Below are 16,031 nucleotides of genomic sequence, written 5' to 3' on the forward strand. Positions count from 1 at the left end.
AGAGCGCCCCTCTCCCCGTCACTATACGGGGAGAGGGTGCCGGCAGGCAGGTGAGGGGCAGCGCCGACGCCTGGAGCGGCTAAGGATCTGAATGGCCGTCCCGAGTCATTGGACGCCGCAATTGCCGAAAAGCCAAAACATTGGTATGAGCCACGCCATGGAAGAGCTTTTTGGCGATCCGGCTTACAAAGGGTTCGTGCTGCAGGACAGAAAACGCCTGCCGTCGCGCTTCTCCGCGCGCGTTTCCGGCGCGCTCACCAGCCGACTTAGCTAGGCCGACCTGTCCAGGTCGTTGCGCCGGACCAAGACTTGCCGGCGTCTGCTCTTTCCCATTCTCATATCGACGGATATACGCACATGAGCGCACCGCGCACCCTCTACGACAAGATTTTCGACGACCACGTCGTCGACCGCCAGGATGACGGCACCTGTCTGCTCTACATCGACCGCCACCTCGTCCATGAAGTGACCAGCCCGCAGGCCTTTGAAGGGCTGCGCATGAGCGGCAGAAAGGTCCGGCATCCGGAAAAGACGCTGGCCGTGGTCGACCACAACGTCTCGACCTCGCCCGAGCGCAAGTTCGGCATCAAGAACGAGGAAAGCCGTATCCAGGTCGAGGCGCTTGCCAAGAACGCCAAGGACTTCGGCGTCGAATATTATTCCGAGAACGATATCCGCCAGGGCATCGTCCACATCATCGGCCCGGAGCAGGGCTTTACCTTGCCCGGCATGACCATTGTCTGCGGCGACAGCCACACCTCGACCCACGGTGCTTTCGGAGCATTGGCGCATGGCATCGGCACCTCGGAGGTCGAGCATGTGCTGGCGACGCAGACGCTGATCCAGCGCAAGGCCAAGAACATGCTGGTGCGCGTCGACGGCCGGTTGCCGGAAGGCGTCACCGCCAAGGACATCATCCTGGCCATCATCGGCGAGATCGGCACCGCCGGCGGCACCGGATACGTCATCGAATATGCCGGCGAGGCGATCCGCTCGCTGTCGATGGAAGGACGCATGACGATCTGCAACATGTCGATCGAGGGCGGCGCGCGTGCCGGCCTGATCGCGGCCGACGAAACGACCTTCGCCTATGTCAAGGACAAGCCGCGCGCGCCGAAGGGCGCTGCCTGGGATGCCGCCCTTGAATATTGGAAAACGCTGCAGTCGGACGAGGGCGCGCATTTCGACAAGGTGATCGTGCTTGACGCGGCGAAACTGCCGCCGATCGTGTCCTGGGGCTCCTCGCCCGAGGATGTCGTCTCGGTGCAAGGCATCGTGCCGAACCCGGACGATATCACCGATGAGAACAAGCGCACCTCCAAGCAGCGCGCGCTCGACTATATGGGGCTGACGCCGGGCACCAAGATCACCGACATCGCGCTCGACCGCGTCTTCATCGGCTCCTGCACCAATGGCCGCATCGAGGATCTGCGCGCGGCCGCCAAGGTTATAGAGGGCAAGACCGTCAATCCGCGCGTCAACGCCATGATCGTGCCGGGCTCGGGCCTGGTCAAGGAACAGGCGGAAGCCGAGGGTCTCGACAAGATCTTCCTCGCCGCCGGGTTCGACTGGCGCGAGCCGGGCTGCTCGATGTGCCTGGCCATGAACGACGACCGGCTGAAGCCGCATGAACGCTGCGCCTCGACCTCGAACCGCAATTTCGAGGGCCGGCAGGGCTTCAAGGGCCGCACCCATCTGGTGTCGCCGGCGATGGCGGCGGCGGCGGCGATCGCCGGCCACTTCGTCGACATCCGCGACTGGAAATAATCCCAGCTTCGACAGTGCCCGAGCCGTGAGCGGCTCGGGTCAAGACCCGTCGCGGCGGATGAGTTCGTGGAATTCCTCCCGGCGTCCCGGCTGGTCGGCAGCGACGACGAGGGCAAGCTGCTGCTCCTCGAAGAGCTTGAACCATTCGTCCCATTCGACGAGTTCATAACCTCCGGCATTGACCGGCCGTTCCGGCTGGTCTTGATCCTGGTAGGCATGCTGGCCGAAGACCAGCCTCAACATCGGCTGTGTTCCCGCTTCGGGCGATATGTCGACAATCGCGGGAAAGCCGGCGCGCCCGGCAGCCCACGAGCGGATCGCGTCGTGGTCGGTCAGTGTGATCGTGTCGGCCATGGGCTGCTCCCGATTGTGAACTCAGGAACGCTGGCCGGAGGTTGGGGTTCCCTGACAATATGTCGAGAGACTGGCCCTGCTTAACCGCTTGTTTGGGCTTGCCCTCTAAGGTTTTCCCGACGTCAGCGAGGGGAAGTCACCGTCCTTTGGACACCGGTCTGTTGATAGCGCTGCTCAATCCGACGATCGCGCTGGCCCTCGGCGCGGCCTTCCTCGTGCTATGGGCCTATCAGCGCCACCGTCCCTACCTCGCCGTGCTGGCGCTCAGCTACTGCGTTTCGGCACTCGGTTTTCTGTTCCAGTACTTCACCTTGCCCATCGGCATGGTGCTGACCAAGCTGGTCTCCATCATCTGCTTCACCATCGCCGGCTGCTGCTTGTCCAGTGCCGTCGTCGCCCGCCATGGCCGCAAGGTGCCCTATGTGGGGATCGGCGTGCTTGCGGCCGGCGGCCTGGCATCGTTCTGCTGGTTCCTGTTCGTTGAGCCGGATCTCACCTGGCGCATCCTGGCAATGAATTTCGCCTTCGGCGGCCTCAGCCTAGTGGTCGCCGCCGAACTGCGGCCTGTGCGCAACAACGGCCCGACCGAAAAGATCCTGTTCGTGCTGTCGCTGCTGTCGGGCCTCAACTTCTTCGTGCGCACTCTTGTCGTCGTCATCGCGCATGGGCCGTTCACCAGCTATGACGGTTTCTACGGCTCTTCCTACTGGACGACGGCGCTGCTGTCGCATGCACTGCTGTCGCTGCTGATCGCGCTTTGCCTGTTCACCGCCGCCGCTCTCGACGTGATGAAGGCGCTGAAGGCCGAGACGCACACCGATCCGCTGTCGGGCCTGCTCAACCGGCGCGGGTTCGAGGAACGCGCTGAGTTCCTGCTGCAGCATTGCGCGGCGGCGAAGTTTCCGGTTGCACTGGTGCTGGCCGACCTCGACCATTTCAAGGCGCTCAACGATGTGCACGGGCATGCGGCCGGCGATCGGGTGATCGCCGATTTCGCCGCCAAGCTCCGGTCCGCCGCCGGCACGCGGGGGGCCGCCGGACGCATTGGCGGCGAGGAGTTCGCCGTACTCCTGCCCTTGAGCGATCTCGCCGCCGCGCGATTGTTCGCGGAGGCGGTGCGCACGCTCTACTCGGCGGGCGGCATCGACGGGCTTCCCGCCGGCACCAGGGTCACCGCCAGTTTCGGCGTGGCGGCCCGCAGCGGCGAGGAGGCGCTGGAGCCGTTGATGCGCCGTGCCGACGAGGCGCTTTACAAAGCCAAGAAGAACGGCCGCGACAGTGTGCGCCTCTCCTACGAGCGGCCCGAAACGGTATTCGTCCCGGAGCCGTCCAGAGCCGGATGACTTCAGGTCGAATCGACCTGAAGTCTGCATCAAAAGAGATGAGCATGATGCGCTAGGCCCGGCTGACACCGTACGTCCCGGCCTTGCGTTAACGTCTTTTTCGCCCGTCGATGTTTAGCTGAGGCGGGGGTGCGAAAAGAGATGAGCGGCGCGAATTTCATCCTGTTGATCAATCTGTCGGTTGCCGGACTGCTGGCGGCAGCCTTCATGGCGGTTGCGTTCCATGATGTCGGGCGCGCGCCGGCGCGCTGGCTGGCGTCCGGCTATCTCCTGGGCATAGCCTATTTCGCCATCGAATTCAGCATCCCGGCATTCACCGATGCCCGGCTTCCGGTGGTTGCCGCCTTCGCGGTCTTCCTTGGCGCCACAATCGCCTTCAACGTCGGGCTGGCCGGCAAATACGGCGTGGCGCCGCCGTGGCCATCGATGCTGTTCTTCCTGGCCGCCGCCACCATTGCCGTCTATGTCGTGCAGGACCTGCCGCGTCAGTCGCTGGCCCGCATGATGGCCTACCAGCTTCCCTATGCCGTCATGCAATTCGTAGGATTGGCCATCGTCTGGTCGTCCAGGCAAAGGCGTGGCCGGCTCGATCGCATCTTGATGGCCGTTCTGGTTGCCAGTGGGTTGCAGTTTGCCTCGAAACCGTTCATCGCGCATGCGCTCGGCGGCTGGGGTGCCGATCCGCAGGCCTATCTGCAAAGCAGCTACGCGCTCGTCTCGCAGTCGCTCGGCACCGTCTTCGGGCTGGCGCTGGCGCTGCTGATGCTGGCCATACTGGTTCGCGACGTGCTGGCCGAAGTGACGTCGAAGTCGGAGACCGATACGCTCTCGGGATTGCTCAACCGCGGTGCCTTCACTCGCCAGGCCGAGCTTGCAGTGCTTGGCGCCATGCGGCAGGGCGTGCCGGTCGCGCTGGTCATCGCCGACCTCGATCACTTCAAGAGCATCAACGACAATTTCGGCCATGCCTCCGGCGATCGCGTGATCGAGACCTTCGCCGGTTTCCTGCGCGAGGCGGCCGCCGGGCACCATGTCGCGGGCCGTATCGGCGGCGAGGAGTTCGCCATCATCCTGCCGGGAACCAACATTGCCGCCGCCCGGCTGTTCGCCGAAGGCACGCGCAGCGCTTTCGGCGCGTTGCCGATAGACGGACTGCCGGCGGATAATCGCTGCACGGCGAGCTTCGGCGTTGCCGAACTTCATCCGAGCGAAGAGATTGCCGATCTCATGCGGCGCGCGGATGAAGCGCTCTATCGGGCGAAGAATGCCGGGCGCGACTGCGTACGCGTCTCGGCCGGGCCGGCTGGCGGCCAATCATCAGCTAATAGCGTTGCGCAAGGGATTTGACGGGTTGGCGGCCTGTCAACGATTTCGTTGTTCGTCTCGGTGAAGCATCATTGGCGGGGTGGCGGAAGCCTCCCAAGGTCGTCATCCCAGGGCGAAGCAGGAGCGAAGCTCCGTCGCGGAGACCCTGGGATCCATTCCGTGACATCAGCCAAGGAGTGCAGCGGGTCAGAATTCTGCGCCGCGGCGGCGCTTCAAAGTCGCGGCATGGATCCTCGGGTCTGCGCCGCGTCGCTACGCTCCTTGCTCCGCCCGTGGATGACGAAACGGTTGATGTCTCCGTTCATGGTCGAGGCGATCTGTCACGCAAAAACATCCAGCCTGTCAAAAATTCTGCGTCATGCAACTAGTTCTAGCGGCAGGGGCTGAGCTCCGGCATTTCGCCGTCGGAAAGCCCGTACATGTAGCTGCGGCCCTTCACGAACACCGGCGGCCGGTAGCAATCGCCGTAGCCTGTGATTTCGTCGGATTCGTTTTGGTAGATCACCTTGGGCTGGCCGGCGCTGGTGTAGTCGGACAGCTGCTTGGCCAGCTTGCCTTCGCCGACGATGATGCGCTTGTAGCCGGCGGCGCTGTCGATGACGAGATTGCCGAAGGAATCGGCGTAGACGCGATCCTGATGGCGCGCGCCGGCGAGTGCCGGGGCCGCCAGGCCGGTGACGGCGGCCGCCACAATGAGCGCCGCAAGGCGTGATTTGCCAGAGTTCGAATGCATGGCATCCTCCATGTTAGAGGCCTGACCGGGTGCATGCCGTTGTCCAACCGCTGACACGGTTCGGGCGGCATGCACGCCTCCTCGAATCGGAAATTAACCTTTTCTTAACCTTTGTTAAGAGGCCGGCGCGCTGCGCGGCGATGTCTCGTCAAACATGGTTAATTTCCGACTGGAGGGAAAACCCGACGGCCATCATTCGGCCATGCTTGGCAACACCATCGCGGCCGGCTCCGAACGCGACGGCAGCGGGTGCCCTTGATCTTGGCCGAGCATCGCGGCTAGCTTGCCGCGCGGGAGGACAGAATATGGCGTTACGCCGGACGATTTGGGTGTCCGTTTTCCCGTTGCTCGCTATCGTTGCCGCCTGCGTGCCGCAAGATGGCGCGCCGAAGGCGGCCAATACCGTCTCGCCTGCGCCGGCTCAGCAGTCCATCGCAGCCGCGGCGCCCCCGGCACCTGCAACCAAGGTCATCACCGACCTTACCGCGCCGCGATCCGGCAGAGGCATGGCCACCTACAGATGCGGCAATAACGGCATGATCACCATCCAAAATCTCGGCATGTCGTTGCATGTGGTTGGGCCCGATGGCGCGACCGAGGAGTTCGCGGCGTCACCGGCCAACCAGAGCAGCCGCTACCAGGCGGTCACGCATGACGCAATCGTGATCGACGGACGCGAGGCGCTGGTGATGAAGAAGGGGTCGACGCCGCAGACCTGTACGCAATAAGGATTGCGTAAATTGCGGCGGTTTACCGCACTGCAGCAAACGCAATGCCGGCTTCGGATCGCTTGTTAATCGATTGAGGCGAAAGGCCGCCGATTTGTCAGACTAAATTACGTTTTCGAAACGGTTTTCTGGCTTTGACGCGGTGCAAAAAGAGCATTAGAAACCGCCTGTCCGAAGTCGCAACCGGAAGCGGCAATGCCGCAGTTCCACCTGAGGCAGGAGACGCCGAACTGGGGGAGCCATGAGCAAATCACCAGCCACCCGCGAATTTGCCAGACGTGAACGGCCGCTTTCGCCGCATCTGACCGTGTACCGGCCGCCGATCACGATGACGATGTCGATCATCCATCGCATCACCGGCGGCGCGCTTTATTTCGGCACGCTGCTGGTCGCCGCATGGCTGATGGCGGCGGCAAGCTCGCAGGGCGCTTTCGACTGGGTCAACTGGGCCTTCGGCACCTGGCTCGGCCGGCTCATCCTGTTCGGTTACACCTGGGCGCTGATGCACCACATGCTGGGCGGTGTGCGCCACCTGATCTGGGATACGGGCGCCGGCCTCGAAAAGCATACGGCCTCGAAGATCGCCTGGGCGACACTGGCCGGCTCGATCCTGCTGACATTGCTGATCTGGGTCGCCGGCTATATGGCGCGGGGAGCTTTGTGATGACCGTGAAAAACACCGACATGCGCACGCCGCTGGCGAGGGTCCGCGGCCTCGGCTCCGCCCGCGAAGGCACCGGGCATTTCTGGCGCCAGCGGCTGACGGCGATCGCCAACATTCCGCTGATCCTGTTCTTCGTCGGCTTTCTCATCGCGCTCAACGGTCGCGGCTATGCGGAGGTGCGGGCGGCGCTCGCCAATCCGTTCGTGGCGTTGGTGCTGGCGCTGGTGCTCGTTTCCGGTCTCACCCATATGCGTATCGGCATGCAGGTGATCATCGAGGATTACGTGCATGGCGAAGGCATGAAGCTGGCGCTCATCGCGCTCAACACTTTTTTCACCATAGCGGTCGGCGTCGCCTCGATCTTCGCCCTGCTCAAGCTGGCATTCGGAGGCTGAGTTGGCCAAGGACGCGAAATCAGCCGACACGGCAGGCTATAGCTTTGTCGACCACAAGTTCGACGTGGTGGTCGTGGGCGCCGGCGGTGCGGGCCTGCGTGCCACGCTCGGCATGGCCGAACAGGGCCTGCGCACCGCCTGCATCACCAAGGTGTTCCCGACCCGCTCGCACACAGTGGCGGCCCAGGGCGGCATTGCCGCTTCGCTTGCCAATATGGGTCCCGACAATTGGCAATGGCATCTCTTCGATACCGTCAAGGGTTCGGACTGGCTGGGCGACATCGACGCGCAGGAATACATGGTCCAGCAGGCGCCCGCCGCCGTCTACGAGCTCGAACATTACGGCGTGCCGTTCTCGCGCACCGAAGAGGGCAAGATCTATCAACGGCCGTTCGGCGGCATGATGATGAATTTCGGCGAAGGCCCGCCGGTGCAGCGCACCTGTGCGGCGGCCGACCGCACCGGCCATGCCATGCTGCACACGCTCTACGGCCAGTCACTGAAGCACAATGCGCAGTTCTTCATCGAGTATTTCGCGCTCGACCTGATCATGGAGCCGGACGGTACCTGCACTGGTGTCGTCGCCTGGAATCTCGATGACGGCACCATCCACCGGTTCTCGGCCAAGATGGTGGTGCTGGCCACCGGCGGCTATGGCCGCGCCTATTTTTCGGCGACCTCGGCACACACCTGCACCGGCGACGGTGGCGGCATGGCCGCGCGGGCGGGGTTCCCGCTGCAGGACATGGAATTCGTGCAGTTCCACCCGACCGGCATCTATGGCGCCGGTTGCCTGATCACCGAAGGCGCGCGCGGCGAGGGCGGCTATCTCGTCAATTCCGAAGGCGAGCGCTTCATGGAGCGCTACGCGCCGTCGGCCAAGGATCTTGCCTCACGCGACGTCGTCTCGCGCTGCATGACGCTGGAAATCCGCGAGGGCCGCGGCGTCGGCCCGAAGAAGGACCACATCTTCCTGCATCTCGACCATCTCGACCCGGCCGTACTGCATGAAAGGCTGCCGGGTATTTCGGAATCGGCCAAGATCTTCGCCGGCGTCGACCTGACCAAGGAGCCGATCCCGGTGCTGCCGACGGTGCACTACAATATGGGCGGCGTGCCGACCAATTACTGGGGCGAAGTGCTGAGCCCGACGGCGGAGAACCCGGACCGGGTGTCGCCCGGGCTGATGGCTGTCGGCGAGGCAGGCTGCGCCTCGGTGCACGGCGCCAACCGGCTTGGCTCGAACTCGCTGATCGACCTTGTTGTCTTCGGCCGCGCGGCGGCGATCCGCGCCGGCCAGGTGATCGACCGCACGTCCGCAATTCCTTCGCCCAACGAGGCCTCTGTCGAAAAGATCATGGATCGATTCGACCGGCTGCGCCATGCCAATGGCTCGACGCCGACGGCGGTGCTGCGGGAGAAGATGCAGAAGGCGATGCAGGAAGACGCCGCCGTGTTCCGCACCCAGGAATCGCTGGACAATGGCTGCAAGCGTATTTCGCAGATCTGGGGCGAGCTCAAGGACGTCAAAGTGTTCGACCGCTCGATGATCTGGAACTCCGACCTGGTCGAGACGCTTGAGCTGGAAAACCTGATGGCCAATGCCATCACCACGGTCTATGGCGCCGCGGCGCGCAAGGAGAGCCGCGGCGCACACGCCCGCGAGGACTTTTCGGCGCGCGACGACGTGACCTGGCGCAAGCATACGCTGGCGCGGCTCAACGAAGCGGGCGAGGTGACGCTCAGCTATCGGCCAGTGCACACCGAATTACAGCTCAAGGAAGCCGACGGCGGCATCAACCCGGCCAAGATCGCGCCGAAGGCCAGGGTGTACTGACCATGACGCTGGTGGCAGCGGGATATTCCGGCACCCCCCTTCCGGCCAAGCTCGGCCTGAAGGACGGCATGACCGCCGCCTTCATCGCTCTGCCGCCGGAACTCGATGCATTGGCCGGCGCCGTCGATTTTGCCGAGGTCGACCGGCTTGCCGAATGGTCCGACATTTCAGGCAGCCATCAAAGATACGACGCCGTCCATGCCTTCACCCGGCAGCGCGCCGAGATCGAGGATAGCCTCGGCGATGTCGAGGCGGCGATCAAGCGCGACGGCATGGTCTGGGTATCCTGGCCTAAGAAGGCATCGAAAGTGCCGACCGATGTCACCGAGGGCGTTGTCCGCGCCGAGGCGCTGAAGCGCGACCTTGTCGACGTCAAGGTCGCCGCCGTCAATGAAATCTGGTCCGGGCTGAAGCTCGTCATCCGAAAGGACCTGAGGTAATGGTCGAACTGACGCTCCCCAAGAATTCGAAGATCCAGCAGGGCAAGACCTGGCCGAAGCCGGAAGGCGCCACGAATCTCAGGGAATACCGCATCTACCGCTGGTCGCCGGACGATGACGAGAACCCGCGCATGGACACCTATTTCGTCGACATGGACGATTGCGGGCCGATGGTGCTCGACGCGCTGCTGTGGATCAAGAACAAGATCGATCCGACGCTGACCTTGCGCCGCTCCTGCCGCGAAGGCATTTGCGGCTCCTGCGCCATGAACATCGACGGCTCCAACACGCTGGCCTGCACCAAGGGCTGCGACGACATTTCCGGCGCGGTCAAGGTCTATCCGCTGCCGCACATGCAGGTGGTCAAGGACCTGGTGCCCGACCTCACCAATTTCTATGCCCAGCATGCCTCGATCGAGCCGTGGCTGAAGACCGTGTCGCCGCAGCCGGCCAAGGAATGGCTGCAGAGCCATGAGGATCGCGAGAAGCTCGACGGACTCTACGAATGCATCCTGTGCGCCTGCTGCTCGACCTCCTGCCCGAGCTACTGGTGGAACGGCGACCGCTATCTCGGCCCGGCGACCCTGTTGCAGGCCTACCGCTGGCTGATCGACAGCCGCGACGAGGCCACGGGCGAACGGCTCGACAATCTCGAAGACCCGTTCCGGCTCTACCGCTGCCACACCATCATGAACTGCGCGCAGACCTGCCCCAAGGGCCTGAACCCGGCCAAGGCAATCGCCGAGATCAAGAAGATGATGGTGGAGAGACGGGTTTAGGGCGGTTCGCCGCGGCAATCTCAAACGCGGCGAACCCTTCGCGTCCCCCTCTGTCCTGCCGGACATCTCCCCCACAAGTGGGGAGATCGGCTGTCATCGCGGCTTTCGTCAATCGCCAAGGTTGAAGGATGAGGCGCCGTCGGCGAAGCTGCCGATCTCCCCCCAAGTGGGGGAGATGTCCGGCAGGACAGAGGGGGGCGCTGTCCCGCCAGCGTCAGAAAAGGATTGCAACCCAATGAGCGACGACCTTCCCATCCTCTCTCCCGTCGAAGCGCGCGTGCTTGGCTGCCTGATCGAGAAGAAGGAGCTGACGCCGGATGTCTACCCGCTGACGCTGAATGCAGCACTTGCCGCCGCCAACCAGAAGACGGCGCGCGACCCGGTAATGGCGCTGGAACAGACGGAGGTGCATCGGGCTCTGAAGCTGCTCGAGCAGAAGGGGCTGGTGCGGCAGATGTTCGGCTCGCGTGTCGAGCGCTATGAGCATCAAATGGCGCAGCGATTTTCGCTGACGACACCGCAAACTGCCTTGCTCGGCCTGCTCCTGCTGCGCGGGCCGCAGACGGCGCATGAACTCTTGGCGCGAGCTGAGCGCATGGCGCGGTTTTCGTCGATCGAAGACCTGCGCGGTGAACTCGACATGCTGATCGGCCGCCGGCCGCCGCTGCTCCAAGAGATCCCACGCGGGCCAGGCCAGCGCGAGGACCGCTACCTGCATCTTCTCGCTGGTCCGGTGGATGTCGCAGCCCTTTCGGCGCAACGGAGTGCGCCGGCCATGCCTCACTTCGACCTGGAAGCGAGATTGGAGGCGCTGGAGCAGGAAGTCGCCGCACTACGCGCCCGGCTTGACGCGCTGGGCGGCTGAGGCCGCCAGCGATCGTTCCAGACGTTGCCGCGCAGGGCGACGCCGTCGTCCGTAATGAAAACGCCAGCCCGCAGGCTGGCGCTCGCAATCATAGTCACCCTGCTCAGCCCAACCTGGCGTCGAGCGATACTTTGATGGCGCCGAGCGCCTTTGAAACCGGGCATTCGGCCTTGGCCTTCTCGGCCAATTCCTTGAATTTCGCCGCATCGATGCCGGGCACCTTGCCGACCAGCGCAATGGCGCTGCCGGTGATGCCGGTGCCGGGAACCAGCGTCACCACGGCCTTGGCGTCGAGTTCGGCGGCGGGCGTGCCGTTCTCGGCCAGGAAATGCGAAAGCTGCATGGCGTAGCAGCCGGCATGCGCCGCCGCGATCAGCTCTTCCGGATTGGTGCCGGATTTGCCGCTTTCATCCTCGAAGCGCGCCTTGAACGAATAGGGGGTGCCCTTCAGGGTCCCGCTCTGCGTGTCGATCGTGCCCTTGCCTTCTTTCAGATTGCCTTTCCAGACGGCGTTTGCGGTGCGGTCCATGAAGTCCTCCTTGGTTGTCGTGGCTGGTGCCTGGGTGAGCCCGGCGTCAGGTCAACTATAGCGCGCGCGGACACGAAGACCACTGCGCTCTTTGAACCCTTGCTCGGTGTTGGCTGCGGTAATTTCGATTCTTTGAAAAAAAAGCGCGTGCAAAAATGTCGACTTCCATCTGCCCCGGCCGTCCTGCGGGCGGCCACGGATTTCGTGGCGGATGGAGGTTCACATGAACAATCTGTTTTCTGCTCATTGGATAAGCACCGGCCGCAAGGCTGGTGAACAAGAAGTCGACTGGTTGCATCCGCCGCCTTCCGGCTTCGGCCGGCTGCTTGCGGCGGTTGCCATCATCGGGATCGGGGTGTGCGTTCTCGACCAAGCAGCGGGCAAAGGCCCGGCTGACAGCCTGATCGCCTCATCCTATGATTCGTCACGATAAGGGAGATAGAAGATGCAATATGTTTGCCTGGTCTACGGCGAGGAAAAGGACCTCCATGCCATGACGCCGGAGCGTTTGGCCAAGCTCGACGCCGATTCGATGGCCCATGACCGGTCATTGGACCAAGCGGGCAAGCTGATCATCGCGCAGGCGCTGCAATCGGTGAAGACGTCGAAGTCGGTGCGGCGGCGCGGGGGCAAGCGCCTGGTCACCGACGGCCCTTTTGCCGAAACCAAGGAGCAGCTGCTCGGTTTCGTGATGATCGAGGCGAAAGATCTGGACGAGGCGCTGGAGATCGCCGGCGAGATCCCGCTGGCCGAAATCGGCACCGTCGAGGTACGCGCGATCTACAATGTGCCGGGATCATAGGGACGATTGTTTGCGTGCGGCCCGAGCGCCTGGCGGAGCGACCGATGTTTCTTCGCCGTTGAAGCAGGCCGAGAGTTCTCCTATCCTCGCCGGGAGTTTGGGGGAATCCGACATGCCTTTCCTGATTGCTATTCTTGGCGTGCTCGGAGCGGCGGCACTCTGGTGGTACCGGATGAAGGCCATGAACGAGGCCGCGCGTGACGTTGCCGATGTCATCGGTCGTGTCCAGGGCTCCGTACGCCGCAAGAAGCTGCGCAAGCAGGCGGCCCTGTCGCCGCTGACGGCGATCGACGATCCGGTGGTGGCCGCCGCGACGCTGATTGCATCCATCGTCTCCGAGAATGGGCCGATCCTGCCGCAGCGCGAGGCCGTCATCCGCGCGGTGATCTCGGAAATCGCCGACAAGAAGAAGACCGACGAGGCGGTGATCTACGCCAAATGGGCGGCCTCACAGATCGACGACACGACTGTTGTCATCGACAAGCTGGCGCCGTTCCTGCGCGAGCGTCTCGACGTGGCGGAGCGAAACGATCTGCTGCAGATGGTCAATCGCGCGGCCCAGGGCGGCGAGAAACGCCTTGAGATCGCCGATCAGAGGATGCTGAGGCTGCGGCAGAAGCTGGGTTTTGAGGTCAATTAGGACGCAGGCGGATCAGATCGGCTCGCCTCGCAACAGCTTCGGCGTGCCGGCGGACAATCCCGACGCCTGCCGGATAAAAAATTCCTTCAGGCGCGGCATGCGTTCGACCAGGCCGAGGCCGATGTCGCGGACGGTGCGCAGGGGGGTGATGTCGTTGGAAAACAGCCGATTCAGCACGTCCGTCGTGACGCCCATCTGCAGCGTGTCGAAACGGCGCCATTGCTGGTAGCGCTCCAGCACGTCGAGCGCGCCGATGTCCCGGCCGAGCCGGTCGGCCTCGACGATCACCTCGGCAAGGGCTGCCACATCCTTGAAGCCGAGATTGAGGCCCTGGCCGGCGATCGGATGGATGCCGTGGGCGGCGTCGCCGGCAAGCGCGATACGCGGTGCGACAAAGGCGCGCGCGATGGTGAGGCTGAGCGGCCAGGCGCGCGGCTTGTCGGCAACGCGGATTTCGCCGAGCTTCAGGCCGAAGCGCTGCTCGAGTTCATGCTCGAAAACGAGATCGTCGCCTTCCACCAGCGCTTTGGCATCTTCCGCGCGTTCGACCCAGACGATCGACGAGCGGTTGGTGCCGTCCTCGCCGGGTTTCAGCGGCAAGGTGGCGAAGGGGCCGGCCGGTAAAAAGTGCTCTTCGGCGCGGCCATTGTGCGGACGTTCATGCGCCACGGTGCAGACGATGCCCGACTGGCCGTATTCCCACTTCACGGTCTTGATGCCGGCCATGTCGCGCAGCTTCGAATTGACGCCGTCGGCGGCGACCAGCAGCCGCGCCGTCAGCGCGGCGCCGTCGGCCAGATGCACCGTGATGCCGGCACCGCTGGTTTCGAAGCCTTGCACCGCGAGGCCTTCGATGATGTCGATGCCGAGTTTTTCGGCTCTGGCGCGCAAGGCGCCGTTCAAGGCCTTGTTGGCCACCATATGCGCAAAGGGCTCGCCCGGCGCCACTTCGCCGCCGAAGGTCAGGAAGACCGGGCGCACCGGATCGGCGCTGCGCGAATCGGTGATAATCATCTCGGTGATCGCCTGTGCCTGCGGCGCGATCTCGGCCCAGACGCCGAGCTGGTCGAGCATGCGGCAGGCGGCGGCGGCAATGGCCGAAGCGCGACCGTCCCTTTGCCAGGCGCCGGCGGGCGCGGCATCGACCAGCGCCACGGCAAGGTTGGGCCGCGCCTGCTTCAATGAGACGGCGCTGGCCAGCCCGACATAGCCGGCGCCGGCGACGAGAACATCGAGCCCGGATCTGGTCTTGGCGTCCGCCTTGCGTTCCATTGTCTTGGCTCCTTGCGCGCCGGCCGGGGCCTGCGCCCTTGACGGCTCGTTCTTCCTGTCGGAAACCGCCATAGCAATTTTGAGGCGAGGTCACAAAACATGACGGCGGCCATGGACGAGCTTCTGGGTATTCTCGACCTCGAGAGGCTGGAACACAATCTGTATCGTGGTCGCAGCCCCCAGGTGGAGTGGCAGCGCGTGTTCGGCGGCCAGACCATCGCCCAGGCGCTGGTGGCGGCGCAGCGGACGGTGGAGCCGGACCGTTTCGTGCATTCGCTGCACGGCTATTTCATGCGGCCCGGCGACATCAAGGTGCCGATCATCTATGAGGTCGACCGCATCCGTGACGGCGGCTCCTTCACCACCCGCCGCGTGCTGGCGATCCAGCACGGGCAGGCGATCTTTTCGCTGGAGGCCTCGTTCCAGGTCGACGAGAAGGGGCTCGAGCACCAGTTCGCGCTGCCCGACGACGTGCCGCCGCCGGAAGGGCTGCAGACGCAGCGGCAGCTGCTCGAAAAGGCCGAGCGTGTGCCGGAGGCGGTGCGCCGCTTCTGGGCGCGCGAGCGGCCGCTGGAACTCAGGCCGGTCAATCTCCAGCACTATGAAAGCCGCGACAAGCTGCCGCCCCGGCAGAATGTCTGGATCCGGCTCGCCGGGCCGGTTCCCGACGACCGCGCGCTGCAGTCGGTGCTGCTCGCCTATCTCTCCGACATGACGCTGCTCGACACCTCGACCTTCGCGCATGGGCGTGGCCTGTTCGATCCCGACATCCAGGCGGCGAGCCTCGACCATTCGATGTGGTTCCACCGGCCGCATTCGCTCGACGGCTGGCTGCTCTATGCGCAGGACAGCCCGTCAAGCTCGGGATCGCGCGGCTTCAGCCGCGGCACGCTCTATGCGCGCGACGGCACGCTGATCGCCTCGATGGCCCAGGAAGGGTTGATCCGGCTCAGGCGTTGAGCAGTCTGCCGGCCGAACCCGCACGGCAGCCTCTCGAATGGGCATTTTTTAAAAATTGCACAATTTTTGTGCATGCGCTTTGGCGCGCCTGTGTGCACGTGGCGGCCGGCGGCCTCTCAATCCTTTTGTTTACAACGGGTTAATGCCCTGCCTCCGCAATTGGCATGAAGCTTGAATCCTTGTTGGCACTCTCCGGCCTTTGGATCGGTGAAGTCGTGCAAACGCGGGGGACCGCAACAGCAAAGGTGAAACCGTATGAAAATCGTGATGGCAATCATCAAGCCGTTCAAGCTGGACGAGGTACGCGAGGCGCTTACCGCCGTCGGCATCCAGGGCCTGACCGTCACCGAAGTCAAAGGCTACGGGCGTCAGAAAGGGCACACGGAAATCTATCGCGGGGCGGAATACGCGGTCAGCTTCCTGCCGAAGATCAAGATCGAGGTCGCGGTCGCTGCCGACATGGTCGACAAGGCCGTCGAAGCCATCACCGCCGCGGCCAAGACCGGCCAGATCGGTGACGGCAAGATCTTCGTTTTCGGCATCGATCAGGCGGTGCGCATCCGCACCGGCGAAACAGACACCGACGCGCTCTAAGCG

The 16,031-nt window shown here is 63.9% G+C and carries 19 protein-coding genes; 15 read left to right on the forward strand and 4 right to left on the reverse strand.

Going from position 1 to position 16,031, the window contains the following annotated elements; all coding sequences use genetic code 11:
* Nucleotides 1-357 precede the first annotated feature (357 nt).
* Nucleotides 358-1,767: a 3-isopropylmalate dehydratase large subunit gene (gene leuC, locus JT360_RS23450; protein WP_214474500.1), complete on the forward strand. Its 1,410-nt coding sequence runs from the start codon at nt 358-360 to the stop codon at nt 1,765-1,767.
* Between the two features lie 39 nt (nt 1,768-1,806).
* Here leuC and JT360_RS23455 read toward each other — a convergent pair whose 3' ends face one another.
* Complete coding sequence (locus tag JT360_RS23455; protein WP_214474502.1) at nt 1,807-2,121, reverse strand: hypothetical protein; 315 nt, start codon at nt 2,119-2,121, stop codon at nt 1,807-1,809.
* Between the two features lie 146 nt (nt 2,122-2,267).
* Between JT360_RS23455 and JT360_RS23460 the strand changes: the two genes are divergently transcribed.
* The gene (locus JT360_RS23460; RefSeq protein ID WP_214474504.1) at nt 2,268-3,464 is read left to right on the forward strand and encodes a GGDEF domain-containing protein; all 1,197 of its coding nucleotides are present in this window, start codon (nt 2,268-2,270) and stop codon (nt 3,462-3,464) included.
* 141 nt (nt 3,465-3,605) lie between these two features.
* Nucleotides 3,606-4,811, forward strand: coding sequence for a GGDEF domain-containing protein (locus JT360_RS23465; protein WP_214474506.1), 1,206 nt, complete (start codon nt 3,606-3,608; stop codon nt 4,809-4,811).
* 349 nt (nt 4,812-5,160) lie between these two features.
* On the opposite strand, the gene JT360_RS23470 is transcribed toward JT360_RS23465, so the two are convergent.
* Complete coding sequence (locus JT360_RS23470; RefSeq protein ID WP_214474508.1) at nt 5,161-5,523, reverse strand: hypothetical protein; 363 nt, start codon at nt 5,521-5,523, stop codon at nt 5,161-5,163.
* Between the two features lie 305 nt (nt 5,524-5,828).
* Between JT360_RS23470 and JT360_RS23475 the strand changes: the two genes are divergently transcribed.
* The 7 genes from JT360_RS23475 (at nt 5,829) to JT360_RS23505 (ending at nt 11,231) form a co-directional block, all read left to right on the forward strand.
* A complete protein-coding gene (locus JT360_RS23475; RefSeq protein WP_214474510.1) occupies nt 5,829-6,251 on the forward strand; it encodes a hypothetical protein in 423 nt (140 codons plus the stop codon).
* A gap of 241 nt (nt 6,252-6,492) precedes the next feature.
* Nucleotides 6,493-6,915: a succinate dehydrogenase, cytochrome b556 subunit gene (gene sdhC, locus JT360_RS23480; protein WP_214474512.1), complete on the forward strand. Its 423-nt coding sequence runs from the start codon at nt 6,493-6,495 to the stop codon at nt 6,913-6,915.
* Nucleotides 6,915-7,310 (forward strand): succinate dehydrogenase, hydrophobic membrane anchor protein, encoded by a 396-nt coding sequence (gene sdhD, locus JT360_RS23485; RefSeq protein ID WP_214474513.1) that lies wholly within the window; start codon nt 6,915-6,917, stop codon nt 7,308-7,310. The genes sdhC and sdhD overlap by 1 nt, the downstream gene beginning before the upstream one ends.
* Before the next feature lies 1 nt (nt 7,311).
* Complete coding sequence (gene sdhA / locus JT360_RS23490; protein ID WP_214474515.1) at nt 7,312-9,147, forward strand: succinate dehydrogenase flavoprotein subunit; 1,836 nt, start codon at nt 7,312-7,314, stop codon at nt 9,145-9,147.
* A 2-nt stretch (nt 9,148-9,149) separates the two neighbouring features.
* On the forward strand, nt 9,150-9,587 hold the full coding sequence (locus tag JT360_RS23495; protein WP_214474517.1) for a DUF3052 family protein: 438 nt from the start codon (nt 9,150-9,152) through the stop codon (nt 9,585-9,587).
* Nucleotides 9,587-10,366, forward strand: a complete 780-nt coding sequence (locus JT360_RS23500) for a succinate dehydrogenase iron-sulfur subunit (RefSeq protein WP_214474520.1) — start codon at nt 9,587-9,589, stop codon at nt 10,364-10,366. Before JT360_RS23495 ends, JT360_RS23500 begins: the two co-directional genes overlap by 1 nt.
* Nucleotides 10,367-10,601: 235 nt before the next feature.
* Entirely contained in the window at nt 10,602-11,231 is a 630-nt protein-coding gene (locus JT360_RS23505; RefSeq protein WP_214474522.1) for a YceH family protein, read from the forward strand.
* A gap of 103 nt (nt 11,232-11,334) precedes the next feature.
* Here JT360_RS23505 and JT360_RS23510 read toward each other — a convergent pair whose 3' ends face one another.
* Nucleotides 11,335-11,760, reverse strand: a complete 426-nt coding sequence (locus JT360_RS23510; protein ID WP_214474524.1) for an OsmC family protein — start codon at nt 11,758-11,760, stop codon at nt 11,335-11,337.
* Nucleotides 11,761-11,983: 223 nt separating this feature from the next.
* Between JT360_RS23510 and JT360_RS23515 the strand changes: the two genes are divergently transcribed.
* The 3 genes from JT360_RS23515 to JT360_RS23525 all read left to right on the forward strand — a co-directional run bounded on the left by JT360_RS23515 (nt 11,984) and on the right by JT360_RS23525 (nt 13,202).
* Nucleotides 11,984-12,193, forward strand: coding sequence for a hypothetical protein (locus JT360_RS23515; RefSeq protein WP_214474526.1), 210 nt, complete (start codon nt 11,984-11,986; stop codon nt 12,191-12,193).
* A gap of 12 nt (nt 12,194-12,205) precedes the next feature.
* On the forward strand, nt 12,206-12,562 hold the full coding sequence (locus JT360_RS23520) for a YciI family protein (protein ID WP_214474528.1): 357 nt from the start codon (nt 12,206-12,208) through the stop codon (nt 12,560-12,562).
* A 112-nt stretch (nt 12,563-12,674) separates the two neighbouring features.
* Nucleotides 12,675-13,202, forward strand: coding sequence for a hypothetical protein (locus tag JT360_RS23525; protein ID WP_214474529.1), 528 nt, complete (start codon nt 12,675-12,677; stop codon nt 13,200-13,202).
* 12 nt (nt 13,203-13,214) lie between these two features.
* Here JT360_RS23525 and JT360_RS23530 read toward each other — a convergent pair whose 3' ends face one another.
* Nucleotides 13,215-14,474 (reverse strand): ubiquinone biosynthesis hydroxylase, encoded by a 1,260-nt coding sequence (locus JT360_RS23530; protein WP_214474531.1) that lies wholly within the window; start codon nt 14,472-14,474, stop codon nt 13,215-13,217.
* A gap of 99 nt (nt 14,475-14,573) precedes the next feature.
* On the opposite strand from JT360_RS23530, the gene tesB reads away from it, so the two are divergent.
* Together tesB and JT360_RS23540 are read left to right on the forward strand one after the other, a co-directional pair.
* Complete coding sequence (gene tesB, locus JT360_RS23535; protein ID WP_214474532.1) at nt 14,574-15,434, forward strand: acyl-CoA thioesterase II; 861 nt, start codon at nt 14,574-14,576, stop codon at nt 15,432-15,434.
* Between the two features lie 255 nt (nt 15,435-15,689).
* A complete protein-coding gene (locus tag JT360_RS23540; protein WP_127280023.1) occupies nt 15,690-16,028 on the forward strand; it encodes a P-II family nitrogen regulator in 339 nt (112 codons plus the stop codon).
* Nucleotides 16,029-16,031: the final 3 nt, after the last annotated feature.

The organism is Mesorhizobium sp. dw_380 (assembly GCF_018588885.1).
GTDB lineage: Bacteria > Pseudomonadota > Alphaproteobacteria > Rhizobiales > Rhizobiaceae > Mesorhizobium.